At 57.3% G+C, this 18088-nt stretch carries 20 protein-coding genes; 14 read left to right on the top strand and 6 right to left on the bottom strand.

Translation table 11 applies throughout. The annotated features are described in order from the left end of the window. Positions 1-12: 12 nt before the first annotated feature. Positions 13-699 (bottom strand): GNAT family N-acetyltransferase, encoded by a 687-nt coding sequence (locus tag ACR0BT_RS19630; protein ID WP_480763895.1) that lies wholly within the window; start codon positions 697-699, stop codon positions 13-15. 122 nt (positions 700-821) lie between these two features. Between ACR0BT_RS19630 and ACR0BT_RS19625 the strand changes: the two genes are divergently transcribed. Beyond that, a complete protein-coding gene (locus tag ACR0BT_RS19625) occupies positions 822-1760 on the top strand; it encodes a hydrogen peroxide-inducible genes activator (RefSeq protein ID WP_480763894.1) in 939 nt (312 codons plus the stop codon). A 56-nt stretch (positions 1761-1816) separates the two neighbouring features. Here ACR0BT_RS19625 and ACR0BT_RS19620 read toward each other — a convergent pair whose 3' ends face one another. Together ACR0BT_RS19620 and ACR0BT_RS19615 are read right to left on the bottom strand one after the other, a co-directional pair. Continuing rightward, the gene (locus tag ACR0BT_RS19620; RefSeq protein WP_170392675.1) at positions 1817-3052 is read right to left on the bottom strand and encodes an adenylate/guanylate cyclase domain-containing protein; all 1236 of its coding nucleotides are present in this window, start codon (positions 3050-3052) and stop codon (positions 1817-1819) included. 62 nt (positions 3053-3114) lie between these two features. Continuing rightward, positions 3115-3567, bottom strand: coding sequence for a MarR family winged helix-turn-helix transcriptional regulator (locus tag ACR0BT_RS19615; RefSeq protein WP_170392676.1), 453 nt, complete (start codon positions 3565-3567; stop codon positions 3115-3117). Positions 3568-3632: 65 nt separating this feature from the next. On the opposite strand from ACR0BT_RS19615, the gene ACR0BT_RS19610 reads away from it, so the two are divergent. Both ACR0BT_RS19610 and fahA read left to right on the top strand, forming a co-directional pair. Next, complete coding sequence (locus tag ACR0BT_RS19610) at positions 3633-4256, top strand: LysE family translocator (protein WP_170597474.1); 624 nt, start codon at positions 3633-3635, stop codon at positions 4254-4256. 22 nt (positions 4257-4278) lie between these two features. After that, the gene (fahA, locus tag ACR0BT_RS19605; protein WP_170662935.1) at positions 4279-5538 is read left to right on the top strand and encodes a fumarylacetoacetase; all 1260 of its coding nucleotides are present in this window, start codon (positions 4279-4281) and stop codon (positions 5536-5538) included. Positions 5539-5558: 20 nt separating this feature from the next. Here the strand turns inward: fahA and ACR0BT_RS19600 are convergent, their stop codons facing one another. Continuing rightward, a complete protein-coding gene (locus ACR0BT_RS19600; protein WP_480763893.1) occupies positions 5559-6122 on the bottom strand; it encodes a DUF2585 domain-containing protein in 564 nt (187 codons plus the stop codon). Positions 6123-6174: 52 nt separating this feature from the next. Between ACR0BT_RS19600 and ACR0BT_RS19595 the strand changes: the two genes are divergently transcribed. The 6 genes from ACR0BT_RS19595 to ACR0BT_RS19570 all read left to right on the top strand — a co-directional run bounded on the left by ACR0BT_RS19595 (position 6175) and on the right by ACR0BT_RS19570 (position 10687). Then, the gene (locus ACR0BT_RS19595; protein WP_039541551.1) at positions 6175-7125 is read left to right on the top strand and encodes an MBL fold metallo-hydrolase; all 951 of its coding nucleotides are present in this window, start codon (positions 6175-6177) and stop codon (positions 7123-7125) included. A gap of 134 nt (positions 7126-7259) precedes the next feature. Further along, positions 7260-8870, top strand: coding sequence for an FAD-dependent oxidoreductase (locus ACR0BT_RS19590; protein WP_170662939.1), 1611 nt, complete (start codon positions 7260-7262; stop codon positions 8868-8870). 5 nt (positions 8871-8875) lie between these two features. After that, positions 8876-9073 carry a DUF2783 domain-containing protein gene (locus tag ACR0BT_RS19585; protein WP_480763892.1) on the top strand — a complete coding sequence of 66 codons (198 nt, stop codon included), beginning with the start codon at positions 8876-8878 and terminating at the stop codon, positions 9071-9073. Between the two features lie 4 nt (positions 9074-9077). Next, positions 9078-9620 carry a VOC family protein gene (locus ACR0BT_RS19580; RefSeq protein ID WP_480562532.1) on the top strand — a complete coding sequence of 181 codons (543 nt, stop codon included), beginning with the start codon at positions 9078-9080 and terminating at the stop codon, positions 9618-9620. 7 nt (positions 9621-9627) lie between these two features. Further along, entirely contained in the window at positions 9628-10266 is a 639-nt protein-coding gene (gene maiA, locus ACR0BT_RS19575) for a maleylacetoacetate isomerase (RefSeq protein ID WP_170402426.1), read from the top strand. Between the two features lie 88 nt (positions 10267-10354). After that, positions 10355-10687, top strand: a complete 333-nt coding sequence (locus tag ACR0BT_RS19570; RefSeq protein WP_170508552.1) for a DOPA 4,5-dioxygenase family protein — start codon at positions 10355-10357, stop codon at positions 10685-10687. Here ACR0BT_RS19570 and ACR0BT_RS19565 read toward each other — a convergent pair. Further along, complete coding sequence (locus ACR0BT_RS19565) at positions 10684-12312, bottom strand: acyl-CoA synthetase (RefSeq protein ID WP_480763891.1); 1629 nt, start codon at positions 12310-12312, stop codon at positions 10684-10686. The genes ACR0BT_RS19570 and ACR0BT_RS19565 overlap by 4 nt on opposite strands. A gap of 221 nt (positions 12313-12533) precedes the next feature. Between ACR0BT_RS19565 and ACR0BT_RS19560 the strand changes: the two genes are divergently transcribed. Together ACR0BT_RS19560 and ACR0BT_RS19555 are read left to right on the top strand one after the other, a co-directional pair. Then, on the top strand, positions 12534-13925 hold the full coding sequence (locus ACR0BT_RS19560; RefSeq protein ID WP_480707365.1) for an aminotransferase family protein: 1392 nt from the start codon (positions 12534-12536) through the stop codon (positions 13923-13925). A 241-nt stretch (positions 13926-14166) separates the two neighbouring features. Continuing rightward, complete coding sequence (locus ACR0BT_RS19555; protein ID WP_223116959.1) at positions 14167-14592, top strand: GFA family protein; 426 nt, start codon at positions 14167-14169, stop codon at positions 14590-14592. A 170-nt stretch (positions 14593-14762) separates the two neighbouring features. Here the strand turns inward: ACR0BT_RS19555 and ACR0BT_RS19550 are convergent, their stop codons facing one another. Continuing rightward, positions 14763-15323 carry a CHAP domain-containing protein gene (locus tag ACR0BT_RS19550; RefSeq protein WP_170392689.1) on the bottom strand — a complete coding sequence of 187 codons (561 nt, stop codon included), beginning with the start codon at positions 15321-15323 and terminating at the stop codon, positions 14763-14765. A 322-nt stretch (positions 15324-15645) separates the two neighbouring features. Here ACR0BT_RS19550 and ACR0BT_RS19545 point away from each other — a divergent pair, with 322 nt between their 5' ends. Genes ACR0BT_RS19545 through ACR0BT_RS19535 form a run of 3 tightly spaced genes read left to right on the top strand, consistent with a single transcriptional unit; the run spans position 15646 to position 18027 of the window. Then, positions 15646-16461, top strand: a complete 816-nt coding sequence (locus ACR0BT_RS19545; protein ID WP_170402438.1) for an ABC transporter substrate-binding protein — start codon at positions 15646-15648, stop codon at positions 16459-16461. 1 nt (position 16462) lies between these two features. Continuing rightward, the gene (locus ACR0BT_RS19540; protein ID WP_010437538.1) at positions 16463-17296 is read left to right on the top strand and encodes an amino acid ABC transporter permease; all 834 of its coding nucleotides are present in this window, start codon (positions 16463-16465) and stop codon (positions 17294-17296) included. Continuing rightward, complete coding sequence (locus tag ACR0BT_RS19535) at positions 17296-18027, top strand: amino acid ABC transporter ATP-binding protein (protein ID WP_170662949.1); 732 nt, start codon at positions 17296-17298, stop codon at positions 18025-18027. Before ACR0BT_RS19540 ends, ACR0BT_RS19535 begins: the two co-directional genes overlap by 1 nt. Positions 18028-18088 lie beyond the last annotated feature (61 nt).

Below are 18088 nucleotides of genomic sequence, written 5' to 3'. Positions count from 1 at the left end.
AATCCAAGTGCCTTAAGATGCTCTACGTAGCCGCTCAAGTGTAAGCCACTCTCCGTCGCGCGCAGAGTCAGTAAACGCACATTTCCGGAGAACAGCTTGAGATGCCAAATTGTCTGCGTGCACAACCGCGATCACCCGGTAAACATTGGGGCGTTGGCGCAAATATTCGTCACAGTACTGTGCGACTATCGAACTGGCGTACCCCTTGCCCCAATGCTTCTCACCCAACCAATAGCTGACTTCGGCGCTGCCCGATCCCTTTTCTAGCATACGAACCTGTCCGATTGCGTGCCCATCTTTCTCGATGGCCAACACCTGATGATGATCTTCGTAACCCAGTTCGATCAATTGGGCGGCATCGTCCGCACTGATTGGGCCTGGATAGACCTCCGGCAGATAGCGCCACAGGCGCTCAGAGGAAAGCATCGCCGCATACTCTGCCGAGTCCTTCAGATCCCATGCACGGAAGTGGAATGGCCGGGGATTCGGACGCCCAAATGTGCCCAGGATGTCATCCTCACATTCCAGTGGGACCCAGCCTATTTGAATCGGGTCGTAAGCGACCTCGACACCGTTCGACTGACACCATTTGACTTCACGTTCGGAAAGAACGCCCTGCGACCTCAATCTACGCAGATCAACTGATCTCGAATGCCCGCAGGAGTGTTCAGATCGAATAGATTTGTTTTGAATGTTCATGACGTCCTCCGAGCGAACACACCAACACCAAGTGCTCTGAAACAAGAGACTGCGCCAATTGTTGGATATTCCAACAAAATAGGATAGCCTATTATTCAACAATATTTGATTGGAAAAACCTATTGATCGACATCCAGCTGACATTGAAACAACTGTCCTATTTCCGTACGCTGGCCGACACTGGCCACTACAGGAAAGCCGCCGAGCGTATCGGCATTAGCCAGCCTTCCCTTAGCCTGCAGATTGCCAATTTGGAATCTGTGCTTTGTCTGAACCTCGTCGAACGAGGCCGCGCCGGAGCGATGCTGACGCCTGAAGGACGAGAAATTCTTGAGCAAACCCGAAGCATACTATCTGATGTGATGGCCCTACAAGAAACACACAATCGGATGAAATCCGAACTTTCAGGAAGTTTTCGCCTTGGCTCATCCCCAACGCTGGGGCCCTATCTGTTGCCGCGCGTTTTTCTGCATTTGCATCAGAACCATCCGGATCTGAGATTGATCGTGCGTGACGGCCCCCCCTCAGAACTGCTGCAAGAACTGCTGAGCGGAATGCACGACGTTATTCTGACGCAACTGCCGGTGAAATCGGCCGATGTTTTTGTTCAGCGATTACTGCGAGAACCTCTTCATCTGGCTGTGGCCCTCAGCCATCCCCTGGCGAAAAAGGAAACCGTAGAAGATGAAGATCTAAAGGGGGAAAATGTTTTGGTCCTGTCGCGGCGCTTCACCCTCCACAGCCAGATCGAAAATCTGACCAAGGAGGTCGGCGCAAATCTGCTATATGACTATGAAGGCACCAGTTTGGATGCCATTCGTCAGATGACCGCTATGAATATCGGAATCTCATTCCTTCCGTCACTTTATGCGGCGTCCGAAGTGCCCAAATTTGGCGGGGACGTGGCACTCGTGCCCTATCGGCCCGGCCGCCTGAATAGGTCGATTGGCCTTGTCTGGCGCGCCTCCAGTGGCCACCATCGCGCATTCAGCTTTATCTCAGACGCCATTCGCAGCGTTGCCAAGACAGATTATTCTGGATTGGTCAGCGTTGAAAAATAGTGGTGTTGACCTCTGGCCTCAAGCTACCGCATTAAGCAGCTGTACAATGGCCAGATCTAGCCAGCTGTTCTGTAGATGGTAAACAACTCTTTTGGTTCAGCCACACCCCGCAACATATAGCGCCCGACCGAAATCAGGTCCTGATCACAAGGATGCGCCGCGCGGGCTACATCGTCGGAAATCAGGATCCGCTGCCCCAGTGACCGATGCATCCCCGCAATTCTGGACGTCTGGTTGACCGCCGGACCAATTACCGTGAAATCCAGCCGACTTTCGGAGCCGATGTTTCCATAGAGGATCTCACCAGAGTGCAATGCCAGCGTATAGTTCGAAACCGGTTGTCCCCGTGAACTCCGCTGAGTGTTCAATTCGGCCATACGCTCTTGCAGCATGGTCGCCGCAGCCAGCGCAGCGCGGGCATCGGCATCGATCTCGCCGACATCAAACATCGCCATGACACCGTCGCCCATGAACTTCAGGATGTTGCCTTCGCATTGATGAACAACATCGACCACCACACCCAGGTAGTCATTCAGCATATCTATAACTTCGATCCCTGGCATCTCTTCTGACAGGCTGGTGAACCCTTCTAGATCGAAGTTCCAGATCACCGCATCAATCTGCTGCAGTGACCCGCGACGGATTTCACCGGACAAGACCCGACGACCGGCATCGCGCCCCAGATAAACCCGCATCAAATCTTTCGACACCCGCGCGTTCGAGGCTGACTTCAGAGCCAGCCCCAGATGCGGTAGCGCCGTATTGATCACATCCAGATCATCGTCGCAGAATCCTTCCGGCGCATTGCTAGACCAGGACATCAAGACGCCGTCGATTGCCTCTTTCGCATCATAGGGATTGCGTTGAGCCGGCACATCAAAGCTGATGCCAGTCGCGTAATAGTCCGTGGCTCCGTTTTCCCGCAACTCGTTTAGCAGAGGAAAGCGGCTGGGTTCGTTCTGGTCGACCAGCCGTTCACGGATAGCATCGATATCTTCGTGCAAAACGGCATATAGCGGACTTTGTGTCCAAACTTCACTGGGCTCTTCGGAATACTCGAAGGTTTCCAGATTACTTCCTTTGCTGCGGTACCAGCTATAGCCCGTTCCGCCATAGACGGGATGCAAGGCCGGTTGCGCCGCATGAAAGCGCATCAAGGGAACACCAAGATCAACCAAACGGGTGCAATACCCGTCCAAAAGTTCTTGTTTGTCGGCCCCTTCCAGGCCTCGGGTCACCAACCAATCTATCAGATCATGGGATTTTGCCGTTGGGGAATCCGGCGCTGTCATGTGTCGTTCCTGTGTCCGTTATGACGTTGATCTGGGGGCAGCTGTACCGGATTACCAGTACCCTAATCCATTCCGGCCAGACGTCGCAGCATCATGCGCAGCAAAGCGGCCTCACCCGTGGTGAAACGCGATGCCAGTTTCTGATCATAATCCTGCGCGATACCGCTTAACTCGCGATAAACCTTCTGGCCAGCCGAGGTCAGCGATAGCCGCTCAACCCGCCGGTCATTTTCATCCCGCAACCTTTGCAAATATCGGCGCTGTTGCAATCGGCTGACCGCACGGCTGACCTTGGTTTTGTGGATTTTGGCACGCTCAACAATGTCGCGTGCGGTCATCTCACCATGATTGCCAAGATGAAACAGCACCCGCCATTCAGTTCGCAGCATTCCGTAGCGATCCTTGTAAACGCGCTGAAACTCAAGCGAACTTTCCTCGGCCGCCTGATTCAACAGGAACGGCAGGAAATTTCGCAAATCAAACTCATCTTTTTGGTCATTTTTAGGCTGGGTCATCCTTGTTAGTTACAAAATCAACTATTATTCGACAAGTGACAAGTTGAAGGATCACCGGAGACGAGATGAGTTTTGATATCTGGATCACCTATGTGGCGACGGTGTTGCTGCTGATGAGCACACCGGGGCCAAGCCAGTTGCTGATGCTGTCGAACTCGGCAACCAATGGGCTGCGGCGAGGTTTTTTTACCGCTGCGGGGGATTTGACGGCCAATTTCTTTCAAATGTTGGCCGCCGGTCTGGGTCTGGCTGCCCTGATCGCTACGTCCGGGACCGCCTTTACCGTGATCAAGTGGTTGGGCGTGACCTATCTGATCTATCTCGGCGTCAAGCAAATCGTGAAGGCACGCGTTGCCGAAACCAACGATGCGCCACGTGCCAGCCGCAAGGCGCTCTGGATGCAGGGCTTCATCACCTCTGCCGCGAATCCCAAGGCAGTGGTGTTCTTCGCCGCTCTGTTTCCGCTGTTCATCGATGGCGCGCTGCCTTTCTGGCCGCAATTCGCCATCCTCTCGGCCACATATCTGATCATAGACGGGTTGTTTCTGATGGCCTATGGCTCCACTGCCAGTTGGCTGGCCCGGCGCCTGCAGGGGCCGGCAAGGCTTTGGCTCGACCGGATCGGTGGCAGCTTCATGATATTGGCGGCAGCCCTGCTGGGCTTCAAATCCCTGCGCGCCGCCTCGTAACCGAAAGACATAAGGACGCAATATGCCTTTGAAGAAATCCTGGGTCGCATCAGCCAATTCCGCCGACCACCCCTTCCCGCTGAACAACCTGCCTTATGGCGTGTTCTCGACCGAAACCACCGAGCCCCGCTGCGGCGTTGCCATCGGCGACATGATCTTCGACATGACTGCTGCCGAAGCTGATGGATTAATCGCGCTTTCGGATGAGCCGCTGTTCGATCTGCCCTTCTGGAATCCGCTGATGGAAGAAGGCCCTGCCGTATGGGCTGCATTGCGCGACCGCCTATCTACGCTATTGGCTGAAGATTCGGACGAACAGCACAAGATTGAAGGTCTGCTGATCCCGCAGGACGAGGCCGAGATGCACATGCCCTTTGCCGTCAGCGAGTACACCGATTTCTACGCGGGCCGCCACCATGCCCAGAACGTGGGCACCATGTTCCGCGGCCCGGAAAACGCGTTGCCGCCGAACTGGCTGCACATCCCCATCGGCTATAACGGCCGCGCTTCGTCTGTTGTCGTTTCAGGCACGGATATCCGTCGCCCCTGGGGTCAGTTGAAATCGCCCGATCAGGACCTGCCTGCTTTCCTGCCCAGCCGTCGATTTGATATCGAACTAGAGATGGGTGCAATCGTGGGCACACCGTCTGACGGCCCAATTTCAGTGCAGGAAGCCGATGACAACATCTTTGGCTATGTCCTGCTAAACGACTGGTCCGCACGCGATATTCAGGCCTGGGAATACCAGCCGCTGGGGCCATTTCAGGCCAAGGCGACCGCGACCTCGATCAGCCCCTGGATCGTGACCAAAGCGGCGCTGGAACCGTTCCGCTGCGATACGCCCGACCGTGAGTTTGCCCTGCTGGACCACCTGAAGGATTGCGGCCCGATGCTCTATGACATCGATTTGGCCGTGACGATGGCGCCCGAGAATAAAGACGCCACGACCATCGCACGGACCAATTATCGCGAGATGTACTACTCGGCGGCGCAGCAGTTGGCGCATCACTCGACGTCTGGGTGTCCGATGAACACGGGCGACCTGTTGGGGTCCGGCACCATTTCGGGACCAAACAAGCCAGAGCGCGGATCACTTCTGGAACTCAGCTGGGGCGGGAAAGAGCCGCTGACGCTGGACACAGGCGAGACCCGCACCTTCATCGAGAACGGCGACACGCTGACCCTGACCGGCGCAGCCAAGGGCGACGGCTATACCATCGGGTTCGGCGATTGCACCGGCACCGTGCTGCCCGCACTCGAAAATCCATTCGCCAGAGATTGATGCAGGTCCAGTCCGCATATTCAGAGCGCGCTCTGCCAGTCCTTAACGGCCTCGACGGGATAAAGCAGCATCAGCACGTTCAGCGTCAGACCATCGCGGATCAGCGTGGTGGTCAGGATCTCGAATCCCAGCGCAATGGTGACCGTCATCCAGATCGGCAGGCGACGCGCCAACCAGAACCCCAGCATCATAGCGCCAATATCGGCGATCGAGTTGACGACACTGTCGCCGTAGTAATCCAGCGAGATCGTGACCGCGCGGTAATGTTCGATCACGGCATTGGTGTTCTCGGAAATCTCCCACGCGACTTCTATCAAGGTGGCGATGAACAACCGCCAGCCAACGGCAAGGCGGCGCGCCACCAGCCACAGAAGACCGTAAAACAGAAAGCCATGAATGATGTGGCTGGGCGTGTACCAATCGGTCAGATGCTGCGAGCTTTCGGAACTGAAGGTTTCACCATGCCACAGCTTGACAAACCCGCATTTGCAAATCGGTTCGCGGCCCATCCACAGCAGGATGATGGCGCAGGCAATGACAACACAAGCGGTTGCCCAATAAGGCAAAAATCGACGTTCAAACATATGGCGACAACATCATCAAAGCCAGTCGCTGTCCAGAAGGGAAATCACTGATATGGCCAAGGCATTTGCGTCCCAGGGGGACATGTCGGAAAAGAAAATCAGCTTCACCGAGGTGGGCGAAGGGCTCTATGCCTTCACCGCCGAAGGCGACCCGAACTCGGGCGTGATCATCGGCGATGACAGCGTGATGATTGTCGAGGCACAGGCGACCCCGCGTCTCGCCAACAAGGTGATCGAATGCGTGCGGTCGGTGACTGACAAGCCGATCACCCATGTGGCGCTGACCCATTACCACGCAGTACGCGTGCTGGGCGCGAGCGCGTTTGGTGCGCAACAGATCCTGATGTCGGATATGGCGCGCGCAATGGTGGTTGAACGTGGTCAGGAAGACTGGGACAGCGAATTCCAACGCTTCCCGCGTCTCTTTGAAGGACACGAAAGCATCCCCGGCCTCACATGGCCCACCACCACCTTCAGCGACACTATGACGGTTTATCTGGGCAACCGCCGGATCGACCTGATGCATCTGGGCCGTGCGCATACCGCTGGCGATATCGTCATCCACGTGCCCGATCAGAATGTCATGTTCACCGGTGACATCGTCGAATACCACTCGGCCTGCTATTGCGGCGACGGGCATTTCAGCGACTGGGGCGATACGCTGGATGAGATCAAGTGGTTCGACGTAGACGCTATCGCGCCGGGGCGCGGCGACGCTCTGGTCGGTAAAGACATGGTCAACGCGGCCATCGAAAACACCCGCGATTTCGTCGAAAGCACCTATCGCCCGGCAGCAAAGGTCGCGGCGCGTGGCGGTTCGCTGAAAGAAGCCTGGGACGCCGTGCGCGCAGAATGCGACCCAAAATTCGCTGACTATGCGATCTACGAACACTGCCTGCCCTTCAATGTTGCCCGCGCCTATGACGAGGCCCGCGGCATCGACACGCCCCGTATCTGGACCGCCCAGCGCGATCTGGAGATGTGGGAGGCCCTGCAGGGCTAAGAATTCCGGGCCGGATTTGATCCAGATCGTGGCGGCCCGGATTTGACAGTGAAACGCTAAGACCAACCCTCCGGCGCTATCCCGCCGGAGAACAGATGAGTTGTGCCCGCTGCACCAGAACTGGGAGAGAGACCGTGAACAAGATTTTCGAAGTTCCACTTTACGCCTATGAGGCCAGCCCGGATCAATCCGCGCCAGCGCCCGTGCGTCACAAGGTCATCGTTGTTGGGGCCGGTCCGGTGGGTCTGGCCGCCGCCATCGATCTGGCCCAACAAGGGGTCGAGGTGCTGGTGCTGGACGACAACGACAAGGTCAGCTTCGGCAGCCGCGCCATCTGTTTTGCCAAACGCCCGCTGGAAATCCTCGACCGACTTGGTTGCGGGCAGCCGATGGTCGACAAAGGCGTTCTTTGGAACAAGGGCAAAGTGTTCTTCGACGAACGTCAGGTTTACGAGTTCGACCTGCAGCCCGACAGCGGCGATCAGCGCCCGGCCTTCATCAACCTTCAGCAATACTATTTCGAGCAGTTTCTGGTCGACCGCGTCCGCGAATTGCAAGCGCAGGGTGCACCGATCGAAATCCGCGGCCGCAACAAGGTCGAAGCCGTTGGAACCCACCCCGATCACGTCAAGCTTGAGGTCGAAACGCCTGAGGGTTCGTACACCATCGAAGCGGATTGGGTCATCGCCTGCGACGGCGCGGGCTCACCCATGCGCGCCATGATGGGTAAGGATTTTGTGGGCCGCGTGTTCGAAGACAACTTCCTGATCGCTGATGTGATTATGGAGGCCGATTTCCCCTCGGAACGCTGGTTCTGGTTCGATCCGCCGTTCAACAAAGGCCAATCTGCGTTGCTGCATAAACAACCCGATGGCGTCTGGCGCATCGATCTGCAACTGGGATGGGATATCGACAAGGAACGCGAAAAGCGCCCGGAAAACGTGATCCCACGCCTCAAGGCCATGCTGGGCGAGGAGGTAAATTTCGAGCTGGAATGGGTCAGCATCTACACCTTCCAGTGCCGCCGGATGGAGCAATTCCGCCATGGCCGCGTGATCTTTGCCGGTGACAGTGCCCATCAGGTCAGCCCGTTTGGCGCACGGGGCGCAAACTCGGGCGTGCAGGATACCGACAACCTGTGCTGGAAACTGAAACTGGTGATTGAGGGCAGCGCACCTGAATCTTTGCTGGACAGCTACGATCAGGAACGCATTCACGGCGCGGACGAGAACATCCTCAACTCGACCCGCTCGACCGATTTCATCACCCCGAAATCGCAGATGTCCCGCATCCTGCGCGACGCGGTGCTGGACTTGAGCGAACATTATGACTTCGCCCGCCCGATGGTGAATTCTGGCCGCCTGAGCGTACCTTGCGTCTATGACGGCTCGTCGCTGAATTCGGCGGATGCGTTGAATGGGCCGACGCTGACGCGCCCCGGAGCGTCCTGTCCCGATGCGCCTTTGGGTGATGGCTTTCTACTGCCTAAACTGGCTGGACAGTTCACGCTGCTGACCATCGACGCCGATGCACCAGATGAGATCGAGGTCGATGGCATCATCGTCAAACGCCTGGCACTCTCGGTCAAAGACGACCCGACCCTAACGCTGAAGCGCCGCTATCTGGGCGATGCCAGCGGAGCGGTCTATCTGATCCGTCCCGATCAGCACGTGGCCGCCCGCCGCGACACCTACGAAGAAAATGCATTCCGGCACGCGGTGCGCCGCGCCACAGGCAAGGAGTAAGCGACATGGCTGATCTGATCCTCTCATCCAATCTGACCCAGGCAGACGATTTCTATGCCGATCTGGTGGCCGCCCATGAAGGGCTTGAGAAAGCCGAAAGCGATGCGTTCAACGCGCGCCTTGTGCTGGTTCTGGCAAACCACATCGGCGACAACGCGGTGCTGACGCAGGCGTTGGACGCCGCAGCCCTGAAACAGGAGTAAGCCCATGAAAATCGAACAGATTCACCACGTCGCCTATCGCTGCAAGGACGCGAAAGAGACCGTAGAATGGTATGGCAAGATGCTGAACATGGATTTCATTCTGGCGATTGCCGAAGACCATGTGCCTTCCACCCATGAACCTGATCCCTACATGCACCTGTTTCTGGATGCCGGAAATGGCAATGTGCTGGCGTTTTTTGAGCTGCCTACCAAGCCGGAAATGGGGCGCGATCCCAATACGCCGGTTTGGGTGCAGCACATCGCATTCAAGGTGAAGGACCGTGATGAGCTGATCGCATTCAAGGACCATCTCGAAGCCAACGGCGTCGAGGTTCTGGGTGTCACGGATCATTCGATCTTTCATTCGATCTATTTCTTCGATCCGAACGGTCACCGGGTGGAACTGGCTTGCCCCGACCCCGAGGAAGAGGCCATGCTGGCCCGGCTGGATTCGGTCAAATGGGATATGCTCGAAGAATGGTCGCGCACAAAACGAGCCCCTCAGCATGCCGACTGGCTGCATGCCAAGGAACTAAGCAAAGGCTAACCATCGTATGTCCGAAGTGGTTCTGTTTGATTACTGGCGTTCGTCCGCCAGTTACCGGGTGCGGATTGCACTGAATCTGGCTGGGATCACCTACCGCCCGGTCGTCGTGGATCTGGTGAACGGGGCGCATCGCGCCCCGGATCATTTGGACCGCAACCCGCAAGGTCTGGTCCCGGTGCTGGATATCGATGGGGTTCGGTTGACCCAATCGCTGGCGATCATCGACTATCTGGATGAGACCCGCGAACTGGGTCTGCTGCCAACCGATCCGGCCAAGCGAGCCGCGGCGCGGGCATTGGCGCACAGCATCGCGGTGGATATCCATCCGGTCTGCAATCTGTCGGTTGCCAAACATGCCACCGCGCTCACCCAAGGTGCAGGCGACATGCCCGGCGACTGGATGCGTCACTTCATCCGGCCGGGTCTGCTCGCGTTTGAATCGCTGCTGGGCGGCTTTGATCAATCCCCGTTCTGCACCGGTGAAACGCCGGGTCTGGCCGATATCTGCCTGATCCCACAGCTTTATAATGCGCGCCGGTGGGAAGTTGATCTATCCGATATGCCACGCCTGACAGCAGTCGAGGCCGTCTGCGCCGAGCATTCGGCCTTTGCCGCAGCCCATCCTGACCTGCACGCTCCGCTCTGAACCGGCGCACAGAGTCTGTGTGGCGGTGCGGGTGCACAAATCCTCGCGCCGTCCTTAGGTTTCTATGCAACGACAGATGGAGAACCCCATGCCCAAGATCACCGGCTACCACGCCCATGTCTATTTCGACGCCGACACTCAGGACACGGCGCAGCAGGTCTGTGAAGAGGCCGCGCGTCTGTTTCCCACTGTGCAGATGGGCCGCATGCATGCGCGCAATGTTGGCCCGCATCCGCGATGGAGTTGCCAGCTGGGCTTTCCAGCCGAAGCCTTTGATCAGGTCTTTCCCTGGCTGATCCTGAACCGGCAAGGGCTGACCATCTTTACCCATCCAGAAACCGGCGATCACTTGGCTGATCACCGGGATCGCGCTATCTGGATGGGCGAGATGCTGCCGCTTGATTTGTCGATCTTCGATTAACCCAATTCACGCGCCCGGTCGCGCAGGATGAACTTCTGAATCTTCCCCGTCGACGTCTTGGGCAACGCCCCAAACACAACCGTCTTGGGTGCTTTGAAATGGGCCATATGATCCCGGCAGAAGGCAATAATTTCAGCTTCATTCACCTCTGCCTGCGGTTTCAATTCAACAAATGCACACGGCGTTTCACCCCATTTCTCATCCGGGCGGGCCACCACGGCCGCCTCCATCACGGCCGGGTGTTTATAAAGCGTATCCTCAACCTCGACCGATGAGATATTCTCGCCGCCCGAGATGATGATGTCCTTGGACCGATCCTTCAGCGCGATATAGCCATCCGGATGCATCACCCCCAGATCACCTGAAGCAAACCACCCGCCTTTGAAGGCTTTGTCTGTCGCCTCAGCGTTCTTGAGATAGCCCTTCATGACAATGTTGCCCTGCATGAATATCTCACCCATGGTTTCGCCATCCGAGGGCACAGGCTCCATGGTTTCCGGGTCTGCGACCATCAAGCCAGACAATGCCACGTATTTCACACCCTGACGCACCTTGAGCGCGGCGCGGTCCTCTGCACCCTTGTCGTTCCATTCGTCCTTCCAGGCGCAGACGACGGATGGACCATAAGTCTCGGTCAACCCATAGACATGGGTAACCTCGACACCCATCCCTTCCATCGCTTCGATCACCTTGGCCGGCGGTGGAGCGCCAGCGGTCATCGCCTTAATCTGCTGCGTGAAATCCTTGAGGTGATCCGGTGCATTGGCCAGCATGTTCAGCACGATCGGCGCGCCGCAGAAATGAGTTACGCCCTCTTCTCGGAAGGCGCGATAGATCGGTTCGTCCCGTACGGCGCGCAGGCAGACGGAGGTGCCCGCATTGGCCGCCATCGTCCACGGGAAACACCAGCCGTTGCAGTGGAACATCGGCAAGGTCCACAGATAGACCGAATGCTGCGGCATCCCCCAGGTCAGAATGTTCGACGTTGCATTCAGCGCCGCGCCGCGGTGGTGATAGACTACACCTTTGGGGTTGCCGGTGGTGCCCGAAGTATAGTTCAGCGTGATCGCATCCCATTCATCTGCGGGCAAAGACCAGTCGAACTCTGGATCACCCTCGGCCAGCAGACCCTCATAGGTCAGATCTCCCAATCGCTCGCCACCGTCAAAACTGGCGTCTTCGATGTCGATCACCAGAATGTTGTGATCCACCTGCGCTAACGCCTGTTTCACGACGCCTGAAAACTCGGGATCGACCAGCAGAACCTTGGCTTCGGCATGGTTCAGAATGAAGGCGATGATCGGCGCATCCAACCGCGTGTTGATCGCGTTCAGCACCGCCCCTGCCATGGGCACGCCAAAATGCGCCTCATACAGCTCGGGGATATTGGCCGCGATGATCGAGACTGTATCGCCCACGCCTACGCCACGCGTAGTCAGCGCGCTGGCCAGACGTCGGCTCCGCGCATAGGTTTCTGCCCAGCTATACCGGCGCTCGCCATACACAACGGATGGGTAATCCGGATACACTGCCGCCGTCCGCTCAAGATAGCTCAGCGGAGACAACGGCGTGAAATTCGCCGGGGTTTTATCCAGATGTTGCTGGTAGATAGGTGTGGCTGTCATCCGGCGATCCTCCCAAACTCGTCAGATTGTCGTATTGAGCACAAAGTTTACGTCATAACAAACCCGTATTAATACGCGTTTGAGCTACACTGGAGATATCCTATGGGCTAATCTGGCCCTACTTCACGCGCACCATTCGCGTTGATCTGCAGTATCACGTCACTTTGCGCCCGCCGGGACCTACTGATTCCCCGCGCGCCCCACTTTTGAAAGGACATGTCATGGACGGCACGTTCAACGAAAACGATCTTTCCCGCGTCGTCGAAGCCGACCGCGCCCACCTCTGGCATCACCTGATCCAGCACAAGCCGTTTGAGACCAACGATCCCCGTATCATTGTCGAAGGCAAAGGCATGCGCGTGTGGGACCAAAAGGGCAAAGAGCACCTGGATGCCGTATCAGGCGGTGTCTGGACCGTGAACGTGGGCTATGGCCGCGAATCTATCTGTAAGGCGGTTTATGACCAGCTGATGAAGCTGTGCTACTTCGCCAACACCGCAGGCTCGATCCCCGGTTCGAATTTCGCGGAAATGCTGATCGACAAGATGCCGGGCATGAGCCGCGTGTACTACACCAACTCAGGTTCTGAGGCGAACGAGAAGGCGTTCAAGATGATCCGCCAGATCGCGCACAAGAAATATGGCGGCAAGAAAACCAAGATCCTGTATCGCGACCGCGACTATCACGGCTCCACCCTGGCGACCATGTCGGCAGGTGGTCAGGACGAGCGCACCGCGCAATACGGTCCCTTTGCACCCGATTTCGTGCGCGTGCCTCACTGCATGGAGTACCGCAAGCACGAGCTGGACGGCGCACCGGAAGAGAACTTTGGCGAATGGGCTGCAGATCAGATCGAAGAGGTCATCCTGCGCGAAGGCCCCGACACCGTTGGCGCCCTGTGCCTTGAGCCCGTGACCGCAGGCGGTGGCGTCATCGAAGCGCCTGAAGGCTATTGGCCCCGCGTGCAGGAGATCTGTATGAAATACGACATCCTGCTGCACATTGACGAGGTTGTCTGCGGCGTAGGTCGGACCGGCACGTGGTTCGGCTATCAGCAGTACGGCATCAAGCCGGACTTCGTGACCATGGCCAAGGGCGTTGCCTCGGGTTATGCCGCGATCGCCTGCATGGTCACCACCGAGGAAGTCTTTGACATGTTCAAGGACGACGCGGCAGACCCGATGAACTATTTCCGTGATATCTCGACCTTTGGCGGCTGCACTGCCGGTCCGGCGGCAGCGGTTGAAAACATGCGCATCATTCAGGATGAAAACCTGCTGCAGAACTGCGTCGACATGGGTGATCGCATGATGGGCAACCTGCAGGCGCTGATGGAAAAGCACAAAGTCATCGGCGACGTGCGCGGCAAGGGTCTGTTCCTCGGCGCCGAGCTGGTAACCGATCGGACCACCAAGGATCCGATGGACGAAAAGCGCGTTCAGGCCGTTGTCGCAGATTGTATGGCGCAGGGCGTCATCATCGGTGCCACCAACCGCTCGATCCCCAGCCGCAACAACACGCTGTGCTTCTCACCGGCGCTGATCGCGACAGCGGACGACATCGATCAGATCACCGACGCCGTAGACGGCGCGCTGGGGCGTGTGTTCGGCTGATCTAGGCAACGAACTACCATTGAACCACATGAAACCCGCCAAATTTCGGCGGGTTTCTTTTCATGAGGACATCAGCCAAGCGTATGAGCTGATGCCAAGGATACTCAATTTTCATTCAAATGGCGGGAAAGAGTCCAAATTGGCCCTGAGCGCCGACGTTTTCTGCTGATGAAACGTCCCAAAATATCCATCTCAAAACTTACCTGCGTCCTATGTTTCAGGAGTTTGGGAGGGAAATCGAATGGCGACGCACGGGTATTGTCTGTGTAAAAGAACGAGCTGGGCCTACCAGGGCAGTCAAACATGGGCATGCTATTGCCACTGCGATGATTGCCGTCGGAATTGTGCCGCGCCGGTGGTTGCCTGGTTAGGCGTGCCGATAGAGAACTTTGAGTGGACCGGCGATAAACCCGGCACTTATGAAAGTTCCAAAGGCGTTTTCAGGCACTTTTGCGGGACGTGCGGATCACCTATTGGATTTGAAGCCGATCATTATCCGGGTGGTATGCACCTTTACGCAGCGTCGCTCGAAAACCCGGAAGATTTCAAACCGACTTTTCACGTCAACAAGCAAAGCAAATTGCCTTGGCTGCAAATGACTGATGATCTCGACGCGTTTGAAGGCACATTGCTACACACCCCTAACGACCCAGACGGATATCGTTAGATGAGGAAGCCACCTGGTTTTCAAGTGGCTGCTTTGCGCTGCCCTGCAGTCATTGATCATGTGTCAATGTAAACATACCCGCCACCGAACACACGCGCACGGATGACAGCGGCAGGTCGGACGCTCGGCTTCACCGTACCAGCTACCGGCCGGGGCGCGGAGAGCTCAGATTACTCACCAAAATTCGGATAGATAAACCCGTTCACCGGGTACGAACTGCCGTAACTGCCCGGCCGGCTTTCAACCCGGACAAGCGTCCAATCATTGTTTTTGGACACGTCCCTCACGCCCATCTGCAACGACACCTTATTCCGGAGCCAGTTTGCGTGGTTCACAATGACTTCCCGCTCGGTGACAATATCGGACACGACAGCCACATGTCCCAGGGGCATCCCTCTGGTGGCCCGAAACGACATCACCGCACCGACCTCCGGTTCATTACCCCGGTCAAATCCATTGCGGGCCTTGCCCCACCAATCCTTGGCATTGCCACGAATTTCGATGCCGCTGAGGTTGCGTGCGTAGGGCACGCACCACACCCTTTGTCCCAGCGCATGTTTTCTTGAGACCTCTTGCAACGCCATGGCCTGACGTTCGGGATCCAAGTCCACCTCATTCGGATTCTTAGCACAGGCCGAGATCAGACTGAAAAGTCCCAAAACAACGGCAATTCGCGCGACGCCGGGCAGGCGCGACCAGATCGTATCGGTATTGCGTGCGTTGTACTGCAAGAAGGTTCTTTGCCGGTTTGAGTGGTGAAGCAGTTTTAATAATATCTTTAGGAAAAAGAAAAGAGCCCAACTGTTCTCCGGCAGAATATTGCCAGTTCCTGCGCCGCATTCCGGCCGTTGGCCGAGCGTGCGGTCACTTATTCAACAGGTTTCCTCACTGTGCCGTCCCTGGGATTCCTGGTTGGCCAAGAGACCGGCACAATGTCATCTGACACATGAACGCCAACCCCTCATGAAGGTCGACGATCAAGCATCCGCTGGACAGTCGGGTTAGGCAGAATTACTTTGACCGCAACCCAATCCAACAGGAGGTTTGTATCGGATGTCCAAGACACTCTCGATCGCGGCAACTTCAATTCTGTTTTTGTCAACAGCGGCCTATGCGCAAGAACAATGCGCTGCTGGCAAAACGCTGACAGACGGCAAATTCACCATCGCAACGGGCAACCCGGCCTACTATCCGTGGGTGATCGATGACGCGCCAGAAAGCGGCGAAGGGTTCGAGGCTGCTGTGGCTTACGCCGTCGCCGAAGAAATGGGGTTCGCGGCCGATGATGTGGTCTGGGTCCGATCCTCGTTCGATGAGGCGATCCAACCCGGCGCCAAGGAATTTGACGTCAACATGCAGCAATACTCGATCACGCCCGAACGGGATCAGGTGGTCGATTTCTCTACCCCTTACTACACCGCCCCGATGGCAGTTCTGGTCAGCCCCAATTCGACCGACACTGCCCCGACGCTTGAAGCGCTGAAAGGCCTGCAATGGGGGGCCGTCGGCTCGACCACGGCGGTGCCGAAACTGGCCAGCATCATCCAACCCGACAGCGACCCGTTGCTGTATGGCGACAATGCTGACGTTAACGCCGCCATGTCGGCCAACCAGATTGATGCGGCCCTGTTCGATCTGCCCACCGCCCTGTTCCTCAGCGCGGTGATGATCGAAGGCTCAAAGGTCATCGGTCAGTTCCCGGCGGATGAAAATGACAATCCGGATCATTTCGGCATGCTGATGGAAGAAGGCAACCCGCTGAAAGCCTGCGTGGACGAGGCGCTGGCGGCACTGGCAGCTAACGGCAAACTGGCCGAAATCGAAGCCGTATGGCTGCAGGACACCACTGGTGTCCCTCTGATCAAGTAACATGGCAGATCATAAGGCGGCGGGGATGACCCGCCGCGAACGGTACGAGGCGCACCAACGACGCAGGTCGTTGGTGATCGCCACGATAAGCACGGTCACAGTTGTGGCCGCGATTTACTTTCTGGTGCCGCTGGCTCCGGGCTGGTCGAAGGTTCAGCAGAGCTTTTTTAACGGCGAGACGCTTGTCAAAACCTTCCCGAAACTGCTTGAAGCGTTTCGGATCAACGTGATGATCTTTTTGTGGTCCGCACCGGCGATCGCCGTGCTTGGCCTGTTGATTGCCTTGGCGCGGGATGCCAAATCGCCCGCCCTGTTTCCGCTGCGCATCTTTGGCGCGGCGTTCACTGACATTTTTCGCGGCGTGCCTGTGATCCTGACGGTCTATCTGATCGGCTTCGGCATTCCGGGGCTGGGCCTGCCGCGCCCGTGGAATTCGCCTTACATATGGGGCTCGCTGGCGCTGATCCTGACCTATTCGGCCTATGTGGCCGAGATCTTCCGTTCCGGCATCGATAGTGTTCACCACAGCCAACGCGCCGCCGCATTGTCGCTGGGTCTGTCGGAACGGCAAGTGATGCGCGACGTGGTGTTGCCGCAGGCGATCCGCAACGTGGTGCCCTCACAGATGAACATGCTGATTGCGCTGCAAAAGGATGTCTCGCTGCTCAGCTTTATCGGCCCGGTCGAAATCTTCCGTCAGGCCGGAGTGTTCAAGTCGCTGCTGGCGAATTTCACCCCCTATGTGGGCGCGGCGATCATCTTCCTGATAGTCACCATCCCCGCCACACGCTACGCCGATCACCTGATGGCCCGCCAAATGCGAGAGAGGCGCTGATGCCCAAACTGGAACTTCAGGGCGTGGTGAAACGCTTTGGCGACCGCACGGTCTGTGACGGGATTAATCTCACCGTTGATGAGGGCCAAATGGTTTGCTTGATCGGCGCATCCGGGTCGGGCAAGTCGACTCTGCTGCGTTGTATCAACCTGCTGGAACCCATCGAAGACGGTGCGATCTTTCTGGATGGCGAGGATATCTCGATCCCCGGTCTCAACCCGCAATCGGTGCGCGCCCGGATCGGGATCGTGTTCCAGAGCTTCAACCTGTTTCCGCATATGACCGCACTTGAGAATGTCATGCTCGCACCTCGCCGGGTGCGCGGACTGACGCGCGCCGAATTGCAGCCCGAGGTCGAAGCGCTGTTTGCCCGGTTCGGACTGGCCGACCGGATGCACAACTATCCCGACCAATTGTCGGGCGGGCAGCAGCAGCGCGTCGCCATCGTGCGCGCCTTGGCCATGCAGCCTGAGGTCATGCTGTTTGATGAGATCACCTCGGCCCTCGATCCCCAACTTGTGGGCGAGGTGCTGGATGTTCTGCTGATGCTCAAGAAACAGGGCATGACGATGATGATGGCCACGCATGAAATGGGCTTTGCCCGCGAGGCCGCCGACAAGATCTGCTTCCTAGACAGCGGTCGGATCATCGAAGAAGGCCCGCCCGAAGCGGTGTTTGACCACCCGACACACCAGACCACACAAGCCTTTTTGGCGCGGGCGTTGAAGTAAGCGCCTGGGCTCTGAATCCCTGACAATCTGACCCTCAAGGACTCGACTCTTTGAGGGTCAA

It is taken from the genome of Ruegeria sp. CJ6, assembly GCF_056536665.1.
The sequence above is the reverse complement of the archived record's forward strand: the minus strand, read 5'-3'. Positions and strand labels throughout refer to the sequence as shown.